Source organism: Paenibacillus sp. FSL R5-0345 (assembly GCF_000758585.1).
GTDB lineage: Bacteria > Bacillota > Bacilli > Paenibacillales > Paenibacillaceae > Paenibacillus_AQ.
In genome coordinates, this window is record NZ_CP009281.1 from 2,641,447 (window position 1) to 2,656,402 (window position 14,956).

Annotated in this window: 19 protein-coding genes; 16 read left to right on the forward strand and 3 right to left on the reverse strand. The window is 41.1% G+C overall.

Annotated elements, in window-relative coordinates:
* Positions 1 to 144 precede the first annotated feature (144 nt).
* The 5 genes from R50345_RS11325 to R50345_RS11345 are packed head-to-tail and all read left to right on the forward strand — an operon-like array spanning position 145 to position 2,884.
* A complete protein-coding gene (locus R50345_RS11325; protein WP_042132081.1) occupies positions 145 to 618 on the forward strand; it encodes an NUDIX domain-containing protein in 474 nt (157 codons plus the stop codon).
* A gap of 18 nt (positions 619 to 636) precedes the next feature.
* Positions 637 to 1,224, forward strand: coding sequence for a histidine phosphatase family protein (locus R50345_RS11330; RefSeq protein WP_042126594.1), 588 nt, complete (start codon positions 637 to 639; stop codon positions 1,222 to 1,224).
* Entirely contained in the window at positions 1,221 to 1,646 is a 426-nt protein-coding gene (locus R50345_RS11335) for a hypothetical protein (RefSeq protein WP_042126596.1), read from the forward strand. Before R50345_RS11330 ends, R50345_RS11335 begins: the two co-directional genes overlap by 4 nt.
* Before the next feature lie 9 nt (positions 1,647 to 1,655).
* Complete coding sequence (locus R50345_RS11340; protein ID WP_231574155.1) at positions 1,656 to 2,066, forward strand: ribosomal maturation YjgA family protein; 411 nt, start codon at positions 1,656 to 1,658, stop codon at positions 2,064 to 2,066.
* Between the two features lie 26 nt (positions 2,067 to 2,092).
* The gene (locus R50345_RS11345; RefSeq protein WP_042126599.1) at positions 2,093 to 2,884 is read left to right on the forward strand and encodes a lipid II flippase Amj family protein; all 792 of its coding nucleotides are present in this window, start codon (positions 2,093 to 2,095) and stop codon (positions 2,882 to 2,884) included.
* Positions 2,885 to 2,904: 20 nt separating this feature from the next.
* Here R50345_RS11345 and R50345_RS11350 read toward each other — a convergent pair whose 3' ends face one another.
* Entirely contained in the window at positions 2,905 to 3,681 is a 777-nt protein-coding gene (locus R50345_RS11350) for a hypothetical protein (RefSeq protein ID WP_156114778.1), read from the reverse strand.
* Between the two features lie 197 nt (positions 3,682 to 3,878).
* On the opposite strand from R50345_RS11350, the gene R50345_RS11355 reads away from it, so the two are divergent.
* From R50345_RS11355 to R50345_RS11365, 3 genes are read left to right on the forward strand one after another with little or no spacing between them, the layout of a single operon-like run.
* Positions 3,879 to 4,736: an SDR family oxidoreductase gene (locus R50345_RS11355; protein ID WP_042126601.1), complete on the forward strand. Its 858-nt coding sequence runs from the start codon at positions 3,879 to 3,881 to the stop codon at positions 4,734 to 4,736.
* A 4-nt stretch (positions 4,737 to 4,740) separates the two neighbouring features.
* The gene (locus R50345_RS11360; RefSeq protein WP_042126602.1) at positions 4,741 to 5,085 is read left to right on the forward strand and encodes a hypothetical protein; all 345 of its coding nucleotides are present in this window, start codon (positions 4,741 to 4,743) and stop codon (positions 5,083 to 5,085) included.
* Between the two features lie 19 nt (positions 5,086 to 5,104).
* Positions 5,105 to 5,506 (forward strand): DUF4265 domain-containing protein, encoded by a 402-nt coding sequence (locus R50345_RS11365; protein ID WP_042126603.1) that lies wholly within the window; start codon positions 5,105 to 5,107, stop codon positions 5,504 to 5,506.
* Positions 5,507 to 5,639: 133 nt separating this feature from the next.
* On the opposite strand, the gene R50345_RS11370 is transcribed toward R50345_RS11365, so the two are convergent.
* The gene (locus R50345_RS11370) at positions 5,640 to 6,578 is read right to left on the reverse strand and encodes an alpha/beta hydrolase (protein WP_042132083.1); all 939 of its coding nucleotides are present in this window, start codon (positions 6,576 to 6,578) and stop codon (positions 5,640 to 5,642) included.
* A gap of 207 nt (positions 6,579 to 6,785) precedes the next feature.
* On the opposite strand from R50345_RS11370, the gene lepB reads away from it, so the two are divergent.
* From lepB to R50345_RS11385, 3 genes are all read left to right on the forward strand, one after another.
* Positions 6,786 to 7,283, forward strand: coding sequence for a signal peptidase I (lepB, locus tag R50345_RS11375; RefSeq protein WP_042126605.1), 498 nt, complete (start codon positions 6,786 to 6,788; stop codon positions 7,281 to 7,283).
* A 126-nt stretch (positions 7,284 to 7,409) separates the two neighbouring features.
* Positions 7,410 to 8,447 (forward strand): HD-GYP domain-containing protein, encoded by a 1,038-nt coding sequence (locus R50345_RS11380; RefSeq protein ID WP_042126607.1) that lies wholly within the window; start codon positions 7,410 to 7,412, stop codon positions 8,445 to 8,447.
* Positions 8,448 to 8,707: 260 nt separating this feature from the next.
* Entirely contained in the window at positions 8,708 to 9,568 is an 861-nt protein-coding gene (locus tag R50345_RS11385) for an alpha/beta fold macrolide esterase (protein ID WP_042126609.1), read from the forward strand.
* Between the two features lie 68 nt (positions 9,569 to 9,636).
* On the opposite strand, the gene R50345_RS11390 is transcribed toward R50345_RS11385, so the two are convergent.
* Entirely contained in the window at positions 9,637 to 9,954 is a 318-nt protein-coding gene (locus tag R50345_RS11390; protein WP_042126613.1) for a MazG nucleotide pyrophosphohydrolase domain-containing protein, read from the reverse strand.
* Positions 9,955 to 10,051: 97 nt separating this feature from the next.
* Between R50345_RS11390 and R50345_RS11395 the strand changes: the two genes are divergently transcribed.
* From R50345_RS11395 to R50345_RS11415, 5 genes are all read left to right on the forward strand, one after another.
* Complete coding sequence (locus R50345_RS11395) at positions 10,052 to 10,630, forward strand: LOG family protein (RefSeq protein ID WP_042126615.1); 579 nt, start codon at positions 10,052 to 10,054, stop codon at positions 10,628 to 10,630.
* A gap of 163 nt (positions 10,631 to 10,793) precedes the next feature.
* Complete coding sequence (locus R50345_RS11400) at positions 10,794 to 11,543, forward strand: GTP pyrophosphokinase (RefSeq protein WP_042126617.1); 750 nt, start codon at positions 10,794 to 10,796, stop codon at positions 11,541 to 11,543.
* A 167-nt stretch (positions 11,544 to 11,710) separates the two neighbouring features.
* On the forward strand, positions 11,711 to 13,336 hold the full coding sequence (locus R50345_RS11405; protein WP_042126619.1) for a glycoside hydrolase family 9 protein: 1,626 nt from the start codon (positions 11,711 to 11,713) through the stop codon (positions 13,334 to 13,336).
* Positions 13,337 to 13,449: 113 nt separating this feature from the next.
* Complete coding sequence (locus R50345_RS11410; RefSeq protein WP_081954056.1) at positions 13,450 to 14,199, forward strand: ABC transporter ATP-binding protein; 750 nt, start codon at positions 13,450 to 13,452, stop codon at positions 14,197 to 14,199.
* Complete coding sequence (locus tag R50345_RS11415; protein WP_042126621.1) at positions 14,196 to 14,954, forward strand: ABC transporter permease; 759 nt, start codon at positions 14,196 to 14,198, stop codon at positions 14,952 to 14,954. Before R50345_RS11410 ends, R50345_RS11415 begins: the two co-directional genes overlap by 4 nt.
* The last annotated feature ends 2 nt before the right edge of the window (positions 14,955 to 14,956 follow it).

Genomic DNA, 14,956 nt, shown 5'->3' on the forward strand with positions numbered 1-14,956 from the left:
TTTTTGTTCCACGCTAAGCATATTGCCGAATCTAAAGGATTCCATCACAGAGATGTCTAATATATACATAATGTGGGTTTTTGGGAAGCTGGAGGAAAATAGGATGATGTTCTACTAAACGGTGTGAAAGGATGGATGAATAGCGTGCCGATGTCTGAGTATTATCAGGAAATCCGAGGAAAAGTGGGATCAGAGTTATTAATGATGCCCTCCGTAGCTGCAGTAATAAGAAATAAAGAAGATGATATTCTATTTATCCGCAAACCTGAAGAGTCCTTGTGGGGATTGCCAGCAGGAGCCATCGAGCCAGGGGAACGTCCGGGAAGAACTTTGCGCAGAGAAGTATATGAAGAGACTGGATTAATGGTAAATCCTACTTCCATTCTTGGGGTTTTTGGTGGAGGGAAATATAGATACGAATATAACAATGGAGACCAGGTGGAATATACAGTTATCGTATTTGAGTGTTCTATCATCCGTGGAACGCTGAGAGCAATGGATGGAGAAGTCGAAGAATTTAAGTTCTTTAAAGAGAGTGAGCTGCCCGAGATGGCCATTCCCTATCCAGTGGAGATTTTCAAGAAAGACCGTGAGGCAGCAAAAACGATATTTGAATAAGCAGGAGAGGAGTTACTCATGAAGACTTTTATTTATATGATTAGGCACGCAGTATCACCTTTTGTGCTTGGAGATGAGAGGGAACGAGGATTATCTGATAAAGGGCATGAGGATGCTTATAGAATTAAAGAAATATTGGCAGAGGAGGAGATCACACATTTTATCTCCAGTCCTTATAGACGAGCCATAGATACGGTTAAGTATTTGACTGAGGCTTCGGATCATGAGATTGAGCTGTATGAGGAGCTTAGAGAAAGAGCTATCGCAAGCATGGAGATTGAGATCAGTGAACAAGAATATCTTCAGGGAATACGGACCTCATTCACAGACTTACAATATAAAATGCCGGATGGAGAGAGTACTCAGGAAGCTCAAGAGCGTGCGATTCCAATCATAAAAGAATTGATCCGGCAAAATAAAGGCAGTAAAATCGCACTTGGTACGCACGGGAATATCATGACCATTATCCTGAATTACTTCAATAAAGAGTATGGTTATGAGTTCTTTGAACAGACTTCCAAACCAGATATTTATAAGTTGGAATTTGATGAATTAGAGCTTACTAGTGTGGAACGAATGTGGAATCCCGAAGCGCTGAGTAAATGAGATATTTTATTAAGCTCAATGGATTAAGCGCATTTTATGCCTTTATGTTGTTTGTCGTCATAGAGCTACTAGTGAATATTTATCGAATCAGTAGAATTTCGGGCTTGGAGCTGGGTAAAGTAGATAACTTGCTGCTTATCTTCATGCTTGTATTATTTATATTTTCTTCTATAGGGTTTGTTTGGATTACAAAAAAATATTTCAACGGTAAAAAATCCAAATATTTCACTGCGATCCTGTGGTATCCCTATTTGTTTCTGTTCGTTAATTTATTTGCAGCATGGTTCCCAATTACAGAAGCTGCGGATAAACCAGCACCGGTAACTGGACTGATCATAATAGGGGCCATGATTATTTATCCGTTTTATATCGTGATCATTAATATTATCGCAAGCATAAACTTCAAGTCAGACGCTGGATAGAGGATGGAAATGAGAGTTAATGCTCTGAAAGAAAGACTTTTTTATGGATGCATCTGCCTAATTGTTATTGCACTGGGTTTAAGCTCTAGAGTATTCTCGGAACATCTGCCTTTGTTTGTATCGAGACATTTTGGAGACGCACTTTGGGGCAGCATGGTTTACTTTATGTTTCGCGTACTGCTAGTGAACAGGAAGCTGTGGATTGCTTTTATGTGGAGTCTGATTTTTAGCTTCAGCATAGAATTCAGCCAGCTATATCAAGCGGAGTGGATCAACAGCATCCGGGCTACTGTACTCGGCGGATTAATTCTCGGAAAAGGGTTCCTATGGATTGACCTTGTTAGATATGGCGTTGGAATTATACTTTCTTATGGATTGGATCAATACTTTCAGCCAAAACAGTACCAAGTTGATAAATAGCTTTCTCATTGGAGATGAACCTACAAATGGTTAACAGTTTGATTGTAGTATGCTTGCTTACAATGATTATTCATACTGCAGAAACCTTATCGTATTCGGTAAGATACGCCGGAGTGAAGCTGAACAAGATAGCTATTGCTTTGTCTCTGACAGGCATTATTGTTCTCGTGTCAAGAACCGCAAACATGATTCAAGCTCCACTGACGGCTAAATTCGTAGACTATGCCAAATTGCATCCTGATTTTCCGCTTATTAATTATTTGAGAATTATTCTGTTAGCTTCATCATTAGGCACTTTAATTGCAATTGCCGTGTTTCCTACCTTTGTGGGTCTTTTTGGTAGAATCATATCTAAGCTAGAGATCGAAGGTTCTATTCCCAAGCTGCTTACGAGCGTAACCATTGGGCAGTTAAAGAATACAAGAAAATACATAAGAAAACCAAAAGTGAACCTATATAACTTTAGATACCTGGGAATTCCTAAACGGTTTATTGTCATGAATGTTTTTGTTACAGCATTCTATACGGTCGGTGTATTGGCTTCTCTGTATGCTGCCAAGTTAGTTCCTGAATTCAGCACCACTGCCTCTCAAGCTTCTGGACTAATTAACGGATTAGCAACCATATTGCTCACCGTATTTATCGACCCGCAGCTTGGTCTTATTACTCATAAGGCTACTGAAAATATAGAATATCGCAACCAGCTTGGAAAAATATATGTCGTCTTGATGGGCTCCAGATTTCTAGGGACATTGCTAGCCCAATTGCTGATCGAGCCCGCAGCCGGTTTCATCAGTTTACTGGTAAAACTGATTTAAGGAATGGCGAACCGCTCTACTTATGGAAGCTTAGATTCTGCGGCGCGCAAAGCTAGTGCTATCTTCTGCTCCCAGCTGTAAATATTTTGCTGCATGGCATGAACTCGTATCATTTGATCATAGGATGCTCTCAATTCTGTTGCTGCTGTAATCGCATCTCCTTGTTTTACAGCCGATTTGTAGTGTTTATCTGCTTCTGATCGAACTTTCTGTGCTGCAGCGATATTCTTGTTCTCGTCGGTGATTTGCTTCTTCAAAGCTGTGATCGGTGCCAGCGCATCTTTGATAGGTTTGAGCTTAGTAGCGGTTTGCTTACGGGCGGTTGCCAACGCGTCTGTCTTTGCCTTGATTTCAGTTCTAGCGATGGTTACCGCAGCCTTGAGCTTATTGCGTCTCAGGTCAAGGAGAGTGGCGGTCTTAAAGTCTTTAGCTTTCTTCGCTGCAGCAGACTGCTTACTGAGTGTACTGTATTGTTCCAGGAGGGGAGCGTGCTTCTTTTGAACAGTTGTGGCTTCAGAAGATAAACGACTCAGCAGAGCCTTATCTGTTGACTCTATGACAGTGTGAATAGATTTCAGTGTTTCATTGTTCTGCTTGCGCAGTATCTGGATTTTAGAGCTATCAGACTTGAGGGCAGCTTGAAGAGAGGTATAATTACCATGGAGACCGTTAATGTCATTTAACGCAGAATCCCAATCTGTACCTCCAGCAGCCATCGGAAGGTTGCTAATGAGGAGAGCTACTACAAGGATGAATTGGACGAACCTTTTAAAATAACTAAATTTGTGAATTATCAATCGTTTCAGCTCCTTAATTAGTTTATGCGCGCAAAAAAGCACCTCCAAGATAGGCATGATTGCCTGTCTTGCGAGGTGCTTCTCCCGCACAGAATATAAATGATGCAATCACTATAACTTGAAATTAATGGATAGTCAACCCCGAAATAGAACGTTAGTTTGCTTTTTGGAATAATGAAACATGAGGAGAGTCAAATATGAATTCACAACTAGATCGAATGCAGGATCGAGTGGCCTTAATAACCGGAACTTCTAGTGGATTTGGACTGCTCACAGCCCTCAAACTAGCTGGACAGGGATTCAAAGTTGTAGCAACCATGCGCGATTTGAGTCGTAAAGGTGAGCTTGAACAGCAGGCAGAGCAAGCAGGACTCTTAAAGCAGCTTCATTTCATGACTATGGATGTAACTGATAGTGATTCTATAGAGGCGACTATATCCTCAGTGCATGATACATTTGGAAGAATTGATGTTCTGGTTAACAATGCAGGTTTTGCTATAGGCGGCTTCATAGAAGAGATAACTATGGAGGAATGGCGCCAGCAAATGGAGACGAATTTTTTCGGATTAGTGGCGGTGACAAAAGCTGTGCTGCCAGTGATGCGAGAACAGAGAAGTGGTACGATTATTAATGTGGGGAGTATAAGCGGGTTGTCCGGGTTTCCGGGGTATGCTCCATATGCAGCTTCCAAATTTGCAGTAGAAGGATTCAGTGAAAGTCTACGTCATGAAATGTCTCCTTATGGAATACGTGTAGTATTAATTGAACCTGGCTCTTTCCGTACCCCGATTTGGGGAAAGGGAATAGAACAAATCCGTCGAAGCGAGAATTCTCCTTACAGAAAACGTCTGGATGCAGTGCTACGATATTCCAAACATACCGCTGAAACTGCACCAGATCCAAGTCAAGTCGCAGATCTTATCGGTCGTATTACTGAAATGAAGTCACCAAGGCTTCGGTACCCTATCGGCAAAGGCACCCGGATCTTGATCTTAGGCAAAACGCTGCTCCCGTGGAAATGGCTGGAGAGAATTATTGCGAAAGAATTGAGGTGATGGAATGGAGCAATCCATAAACTTAACAATCATTAAACTCATTGGATATGTATCCAGTTTGATGACCGTTTTTTTATGGTTTATATTTATATTCATTAATCCTTATGCTGAGGTTACGAATCAATCCAGTATTATAATGAGTATGGTAATGCTGGTGTTGCCGGCCGGATTACTAGCGATAGGCATCTCTTTAAACAGAAGTCTTCTCATGCTTCTCGCCTTTATTTGGAGTTTTCCCTACAGTCTGTATATGTTTTTGACGCCAGGTATCTTCAGATTGTTTGGGGTTACAAGCTTAATGTATTTATTGTGTTTTGTGTTATTTAGAATCATCAAGATCAGACTTTGATAAGAATTGAGGTGTGCCGATGCTAGATTCGTCAGGACTGCATATTTGTTTCGATCCAGCAGGCCGTGAAATTGAAATCCTTGATGTAACTCCAGTTGGTAAAGATAAATACCGCATCGAAGAGACGCCGATTTTTAATCCAGGTGTTACAATGGGTGATATTATACGAGTGAAGGAAGAACAAGGAATCTTTTATTATCAGGAAACGGTACAGAAATCTCATTTTAAAAGGTACGCCTGGCTCCTCAGTAAAGAAGCTGTTGATTCAGCAGCCATTTCTGCTTTTAAACAACGGATCACGGATAATGAAGGGAAATGTGAACAAATCTTTGGTGGTTTGATAGTCATTCATATTCCTAAGAATACTTTGATTGATGTGGATGGGGAAATGAATCGAATCATTGAGCGGTTTGAGAAGTGAAGGTACGTAAATATAAACGAAGGATGAATAAGAAAAAATACTGCGGCATGAAATGCAAGGTAGCTTGCACATGATGCAGCAGCATGGAGATTAGGTGAAACGGTTTAGACAATCTGAGCGATACAATCTATACTTATTTTATTTCTTTCATAAATGTCTTAAAATTTTCGGCGATTTCTTTTGATTTGGTATGGTGCAGATAATGTCCTGCATCAAGTTTTACCAATTTTCCTTGTACGGAATTTTTGACTTGCTCTTCATGCAATGATATCCAATCTTTTAAGAGAGTATCATCCCCTTGTACAAAGAGCAATAGGGGAATATCCTTTGGAAAAGTTGAATTTAGAGCCCCTTTATAATTAGAAGACATATGTTCCACTTCATTTAAATTAGTGTAATTATAAGTGTTTCTAAGTGTAAGCAATCTCAATTGTTCTTTAGTTTCATCATCAAACGGCAATTCAGCATAGGGATTTCCACTTGATTTAAATAACAATCTGCCCAATCCTGATTTTCTAAGTAGTTTTAATTTTCCTGTTGGTATTTTAACACCTATTCTGTCTTCCGTTGCAATACTATTATCAATCCCGACAAATGCACTCACTTCGTTTGGATATTTGTTCACATAATTCAAACTGTACATACCGGAAATAGAGTGTGCCATTAGAATATAACGGTCAATCTTAAGCTGCTTTACAGCTTCATGAATCTCACTTACAATATTTTCCGTGGTTCGTTCTTTTTCAGTTCTATCACTTAATCCATAACCGAAAGGCTCGATCACGACAACTTTGTAAAATGGAGATAGTTCATCTACTAGCAGCTTAAAATCAAGTCCCGGTGCCACCGTTCCATAACCAGGTAATAGCACGACTGTCTCTTCGCCTTGTCCTTGAATCAAAACATTCATATTTTTACCATCAACGCTTACAGACTGACCATAAGGTTTTATTCTAGCTTGGTCCGATTTATTGAAGAAAATATTAGCGACAAAAACAGTCACTAGAAAAAGTACTATTGCGGTAGCTAAAGCCCCTAAGGAAATAAGTGTAATTCGAAGCGGTTTATTCATCCTTTTTTTCGTAGCTTCTTCTTTTGGTTTCACGCGTATCTTCACCTGTCCTCATCAGTTATTATGGCTATCCTAAAGACTCGCCAAAGAAAGCTTACCCGATGAAGGTGAACCCTACATGACGACAATATGAACTGAATATGAATGAGCGAAAAAAGCTACAGCACCGATCAAAGAGTCTATAAAATGAATATGAGGTGAGCGATTATGTTGAAATTTATCAAACAATATTTGCCTAGTATTGCTATCGCCGTGGTCATTTCTTTGTTTGTAAGAACTTATGTTGCTGAAGCCATGAAGGTTCCCACGGGCTCTATGATCCCTACAATTGAAATTAATGACCGACTAATCGTTGAAAAAATGTTATGGATGACCACACTTGATCATGGAGATATCGTTGTGTTTACGCCGCCGGTAGCAGGCGATGAGAATAAAAGATATGTGAAGCGGTTGATAGGGCTGCCAGGCGATACCATTGAAATTAAAGATGGAGCACTTTACAGAAACGGAACGGAGATCAATGAACCCTATCTTAATGAGCGGATGGACTATACTTTTGGACCCGTTACGGTTCCGGCGGACCATTACTTTTTTCTCGGAGATAACCGGAATATAAGCTATGATGCTCATCTTTGGGCTACTCCTTTTGTAGCGAAGGATCAGTTGATCGGAAAAGTGATCGCGGACTTTAGTATTCCTTTTTAGGTGAAGCCGCAGGGGTCTTTTGAACTAATTATGAGCGTTAATGAGACTTTAACCATATTGTGACTTTGGAAGAATTTAGCTATCCTTAAGGTAAAATATACCTATACATAGGAAGGGTGCTGAATTTTGAAAGCTCATGTCACAGATCTAAAACATGGCGATTGTCTTATGATGGACACTTTCAATAGTGTTGGCCTACATGTGCTCCCGAAGGGGACCATTGTCTACAAAGAAGAAATCACCCTCCTGATGAGACATCGTATCGATTATGTCGATATTGAACCTCGCAGCATAGCGATGGATAATGAAGGGATGAATTTGGAGCAAAGTCTGAATGGAAATTTTGATCTTGTGATCCAAAACTATGAGTCTATTTTTCTAGAAGCACTCAGCAAGGGCAGTTTCACGCAGTCAGATGTAGATCTTACGCTGCAGCCCTTGCTGGAAAAAATGGATGAGCATAAGGATGTAGTGTCCTTATTACTGTTGCTTGAGCGGGAGGACGTTGGTACATACAATCATTCTTTGCAGGTCGGACTGTTATCTTTTTACATAGCGACTTGGTTAGGTTATACCAAAGAAGAACGTTACGAGATTAGCCGGGCTGGGTATCTACACGACATAGGAAAAAGTCAGATCGACCCTTCTATCTTGAATAAGGCAGGAAACTTAACCTCTGAGGAAACGGAAGAACTAAAACGTCATACTACATATGGATACGATATTATTCTTAAATCTATGAATGACGAGAAGACTGCACTGGTGGCGCTTCAGCATCATGAATTTGAGGATGGGACAGGTTATCCTAATATGCTTCGTAAGACGGACCTGCACCCGTATACACTGATCGTGGCTGTCGCTAATGCTTACGTCGGGATGACCTCAACAAGAGCGAATCAACCAAAACAGGGGCTAATAACCGTTCTGCGCAAGGTGCATGAGCTAGGCTTTGGTAAACTGAATGGAAATGCGGTACAAGCTTTGATTGGACATTTATTGCCGAACTTTGTAGGTAAAAATGTTCAGCTTAGCAATGGAGAGCAAGGTACGATTATTATGAATAATCCTTTGGACATTTTTAAGCCGTTAGTGAAAGTAGATGAAACTACGTTTAGGGATTTATCCAAGGAGCGTAATTTGACTGTTGAAGAAGTATTTATTTAATGAATAATTTCGTTGCAAAATTAGGCTATCCACTTGGTCGCTAAGATCGAGAGATAGTCTTTTTGTGTTATAATCGAAGCTGGGTTCAAAACCCATAGTAACGAATAGGAGAGTGCTTATCGTGATTATCAAGTTCATTCGTTTGCGTTAAATCGAGGTACAATTCAATGATACCATCATCCATTTATTTTAAAATGTGACCGGTCTTATTTAAGTGTGCAATCTTTGATTACCAAATTCGAATGAAATGAGGATTAACAATGAGCGAAAAGATATTTAAAGTAAACGGTATTGAACTATGTTCGGAGAGTTTTGGAGACTCCAGCAATCCTGCAATATTACTGATTATGGGTGCCACATGTTCTATGGTTTTTTGGGATGAGGAGTTTTGTCAACGATTAGCGGATACAGGACGATACGTTATTAGATATGATAACCGGGATGTAGGACGTTCTGTTGTTTATGAACCTGGGAGTTCCAATTATACAGTGCTTGATATGGCCGATGATGCTGCTGGGTTACTTGACGCTTATAATATAGAACAGGCAGATATCGTGGGGATGTCCTTAGGGGGTATGATTGCACAAGTTCTTGCTATTCGCCATCCTCAGAAAGTTCTAACCTTAACATTGATCGCATCTAGTATTTTTGAATCTGATGATAATGATCGGAACTTGCCTCCAATGGATGAGAGGATTCTCGCTTTTCATGCGGATGGAGCTACTCTGGATTGGTCAGATGAAGAAGCGGTAGCAGATTACTTGGTTTCCGGTTCGAGCATACTTTGTGGTTCAAAACATAAATTCGATGAGAAAAGAGCGTATAAACAAGTTAGGATGGAAATAAAACGTGCAAATAACTTACTCAGCATGTTTAATCATGCTCTTCTAACAGGGGTAGATGACTACGAAGGTAAGGCGAAAAATATCGTAGTTTCTACATTAGTTATCCACGGTACAGAAGACAGCGTACTTCCTTTAGAGCATGGCTTGGCGCTTGCCGAAGAAATTCCTAATGTGTCACTACTAACCTTAGAAGGAACGGGTCACGAAGTTCACCCTGATGATTGGGAAACCATAATTAAAGCTATTTCGAATCATACTCTAAGCGGTAAAGCTTAACGAGGTTTAAATATATAAAAAGGGTTACAAATCGGTGATGCCGATTGTAGCCCTTTTTCTACATCTACTTAGGAATTAAATCGTTTCACTAATTTTTCTTTATGCGCAGTAAATACCTCTTCTAAAGTGATGCCATACAAATCGGCTAACAATGCGATATTTCCTAGCACATCTCCGATTTCCTCAATCAAGTCGTTTCTCAGTTGCTCTGGTGGAGGGGTAGATTCATCTGGACGATCTCTTCCGATTTCATAGGACCGTACTGCCCGTGCAACCTCACCGGTTTCTTCCATAAGAAATCCAACCCTTATAAAAGGTCCGTAATCGGCCCAGCCTCTTTGCCCATAAAAGCTTTTTATCCATTTCTGCACTTCATTGATCTCCATATTATGTAGCACTCCTTAATCTTTAACATGATTTATTCACCAACATATAGTATATTAGATGTCGGATATTATCAATATATAGTTTGGGGATGAGGATTTGAAATCAATTTGCGTTTTTGCAGGGTCGAATTTAGGGGTACATGAGGAATATAAGGATAAAGCTGTTGAACTTGGAAACTACATGGCGATGAATAATTATCGCTTAATTTACGGGGGGTCCAGAATCGGATTAATGGGTGAAGTCGCCAATGCTGTGTTGAAAGGTGGAGGTGAGGTGATCGGGGTTATGCCTAGGGGGTTGTTTAATGGAGAGATGGTACATAGAGAATTAACGCAGTTGATAGAAGTAGAAGATATGCATGGACGTAAAGCAAAAATGGGAGAATTGGCGGATGGTTTTATTGCATTACCCGGTGGTTTTGGGACGTATGAAGAGCTGTTTGAGGTTTTGTGCTGGTCACAAATTGGTATCCATAAGAAACCGGTGGGTGTTCTAAATATCAGGCATTACTTTGACCCTCTGATGAATTTAATTCAACATAGCATTAACGAGGGATTCTCTAATGCTTCACATCTCAGTCTGCTAAACCTATCAGATGAGCCGCAGGAGCTCTTAACGTTACTGGAGGGTTATATTCCCCAGACGTTAGAACAAAAGTGGAAACAGCTTAACTAGAAAAGTTCAAGCGTATTCTTAAGACAACATGAGTTTGAAAAATGGCGGTAGGTTAATCTTGCTGTCTTCTCTAAATTAATAAGTGAAATCCACTGAATTTGAATTTCACTAGTGGATTGGCTATGATAAATATAGAGAATCGCTACAAGAGGAGAAATGGATTATGACCCCCGAGAATCAAATCGAACAATTTAAAAAGCTAAAGCACGAGGTTACCCGTTTTATGTTGATTTATAAATTTGCATTGGATGAGATGGAGACGAAGATTGAGATCCTGAAACAGGAGTTTCAATCACTTCATGATTACAGCCCGATTGAACATACCAAATCGCGGATCAAGTCTCCAGAGAGTATTATGAACAAAATGCTGCGCAAAAATGGCGAATTATCACTGAACTCAGTGCGAAATTGTATTAAAGACATTGCTGGTTTGCGGATTACCTGTTCTTTTATCTCAGATATTTATCATGTTAGTGAAATGCTTCAAAAGCAGGACGACTTAACGGTTCTTGAAGTGAAGGATTATATTAAGAATCCCAAGCCTAACGGATATCAAAGTTTGCATTTGCTGATTCAGGTACCGGTATTTATGTCAGATCGTCAGGAGCTAGTGTGCGTTGAGGTACAAATTCGTACCATTGCTATGGATTTCTGGGCAAGTCTCGAACATAAAATCTTCTATAAATATAATAAATCGGTACCTGAGAGTATGACACGTGAGCTGAAAAATGCTGCGGATGCCGCTCATGCCCTTGATCTACAAATGGAGCGTCTGCACCGAGATATAAAGGAAATCAAAGACGATGATGAAGATGATCTTAGCTCCTTCGAGGAGGAGCTTCGCCGTATAGTGGTTCATAATAAGCAATTCACACTTCCAGCTAACTTTATTAAATTGCTTGACGGCAAATAAGCTGTGTTTATTTCCTAGGGTTATCCGTTTCGTTTCGGATTAGCTCTAGGTTTTTTCTTGTATACATCATTGCCAGGGATAACTAAAATAGAGTATTCTCAACTTGAAAGAGAGACTTATAACTTGTAATCATCAGCTTCATCAAATTGATATGAAGGAGAATGAAGATGAGCGAGCGTACACTCCGAACCATTACTGTTAATCAAATTGGATATCCGGTGGATGGAGAAAAGATTGCGGTATTTTCTGGTTCTGGACATGACTTTAGGATCGTTAATGTGGACAGTGGTGATGTAGTATTCGAAGGGGTATCGGGTGCAGAACGGTTTGATGAGGCAAGCGGAGTAACTGTACATACAGGTGATTTTTCTGAGGTTAGTGCTACAGGTAGATACCGGATTGAGCAGGGTGAGGGGATAGCTTCGGCATCATTTATAATCTCAGATAAACCTTATCACGAGCTTCAACAGGGCTTGTTGAAGGCCTTTTATTATTATCGTTGCGGGGTTGAGTTGACTGAAGAGTATGCTGGAGATTGGAAGCATAAGGCATGTCATACAGCAGAGGGAATTGTATATGGTGAAACGGAGCGTCGGCTAGATTGTTCTGGAGGCTGGCATGATGCAGGTGATTATGGTAAATATAGTGGACCTGGAGCCAAGGCCATCGCTGATCTATTACTAGCCTATGTGTTATATCCATCTGCTTTTGTAAGCGCTATCCCGATTCCTGAAAGTGGGGGGATAACTCCAGATGTTCTGCTGGAATGCAAAGTGGAGCTGGATTGGTTATTCAAAATGCAAGACTATAGAACAGGTGGAGTGTATCATAAACTGACTACGCTGAGCTTTCCAGATTTGGATGTGATGCCAGAGGCTGATACAGCAGATCTATATTTCTCACCGGTGTCAGCAACCGCCACTGGAGATTTTGCTGGAGTCATGGCCATGGCAGCGCGGATATATGAGCCCTTTGACTCAGCTTATGCGAAGAAATGTCTGGATGCCGCAACACTAGCTTGGGAATGGCTTGTTCAACACCCAGATGCGCCAGGGTTTATAAATCCGCCAGAAATTAGCACCGGTGAATATGGAGATGGGAACGACAAGGATGAGCGGTATTGGGCAGCTGCGGAGCTCTATCGTACGACGGGGAAAGAAGAATACCATCAAGCTGTTCTGCAACTGGTGCAGTTGTCTTTTTCAAAATACAGTCTAGGATGGGCAAATATGGGGGGATACGGCACACTTGCATATCTCTTAAATGGTGAAGATCTAGCAGACCGTGCTTTGTATGCTTCCTTAAGAGAAGGACTTCTGGCTGAAGCGGAACGTTTAGCAGAAGTGAGTCGTAAGGATGGTTTTAGAATCTCCTTGAAAGAGGAGGATTACATTTGGGGAAGTAACATGCTCGTAATGAATAACGCAATGCTGCTGCTTGCAGCTGAATATTTTAGTGGTGATTCGAGTTTTGCGGACTGTGCGCTAGATCATTTACACTATCTGATGGGGCGTAATGTACTTGATATCAGTTATGTTACCGGATATGGCGATCGTCCTGTGAAACATCCTCACCATCGTCCATCTGTTGGTGATCATGTGGCTGATCCAGTCCCGGGTCTAGTGTCTGGGGGGCCAGATCGTGGGCTCCATGATGAATATGTAGTAGAACATCTGCAAGGCAAACCAGCCGCTCAGTGTTTTGTAGATCACGAACTTAGCTACTCTACGAATGAAGTAACGATCTATTGGAATTCACCGGCAGTGTTCGTTACAGCTCGATTTAATCAATAAATTGTAGGGGAAGGCGTGTCTCTTAGAGGAGATGCCTTTCTCTTTTTTTATGTTAAAATGCTATAATACGTGGTGGTATGTAATTTGTACGTGTGGCAATAGGAGGTAAGGCATTGGGCCGTATTTTTGAAATTCAAGGAATTGCAAAACTGAACTGGAAAAGCAGCGAACAGGCTTCGAAATATCTATTCTCGGACATCTCCGCAGAAATAACTGAATCGGACCGGATCGCTTTGATCGGCGCCTCAGGTCAAGGTAAAAGCACACTGCTTAGAATAATGGCTCTGTTGGATGCTCCGGATGAAGGGGATATGCTTGTTAATGGCACTTCATTCAAAAGCATGGATTCAAGGCTGTGGAGAATGAAAGTAGGGTTTGTGGCTCAACAAGCGGTTATGTTGCCTGGCAGTATGGAGGATAACCTAAGAACCGTCAGTAAGCTGCATGACAGACCGTATGACCTTAAACTAGTACAGCGACTATTGGAGCAGCTAGGGCTGGATCAATTGGATTTAAGTAAAAAAGCGGCAGATTGCTCTGGCGGTGAGAAGCAGCGGATTTCCCTAATTCGGTCATTGTTGCTGCGACCTAATGTTCTATTACTCGATGAAATCACAGCATCACTAGACATTGACAGTACTCAAAGGGTTGAGGATCTGCTAGTTCAGTGGCATAAAGAAGAAGGAACTTCAATGATATGGGTGACTCATGACCTTAAACAGGCTAGCCGAATAAGCACTACCACATGGTTTATGGGGAATGGTAAGCTAGAACAACACTTGAGTGAATCTTTTTTTGCTGAATCTGCGGAAGCTTTGGCCAAAAGGTTTATTCGACCGTTAGAAGGAGCGTCATTATTATGAGTTATACTGCACTGAGTTTTACGCTTCTGTTTGTATTAGGAACGATGTTAGTCTCAGTATGGCAAAAGCTCGGACAGGAAAAAGATATTATTGTAGGCACTATAAGGTCGGCGATTCAATTGCTAGCGGTCGGATATGTGCTGCAATTTATTTTTAAAACCGATCAGATGATCTACGTCATTTTGATTATAATCTTCATGATAAGTGTTGCCGCATGGAATGCAGCGAAAAGAGGGAAGGGACTACGTGGATTAGTCTGGAGAATTGGACTTGCGATCGCCTCTATGGAACTTCTCATGATGGGCATTCTGCTTGGCTTACATATTATTGAGGCGACTCCACAATATATCATTCCGATTAGTGGCATGACCATTGGCAGCGCCATGGTTGTCTCGGGGTTGTTCATTAACCACATCAAGCACGAAATACAGCAGAGCAAAGGGGAAATCGAGACCCTGCTGTCACTCGGTGCAACGGTTCCACAGGCGATCCATGAAGTTAGAAAAAGATCTGTGAAATTCAGTATGATCCCAACCATCGACGGAATGAAGACAGTAGGCTTAGTCCAGCTTCCAGGGATGATGACGGGTATGATTATTGCAGGTGCTGATCCAGTAATCGCAGTCCGCTACCAGATTCTGATTGTGTTCTCATTCACCGCTTCTGCGGCCATAACAAGTATACTGCTTAGTGTAATGAGCTACCGGCTCTTTTTCACACCGGACCTACGGCTTAAGCAAACGGTAGAACTATAATA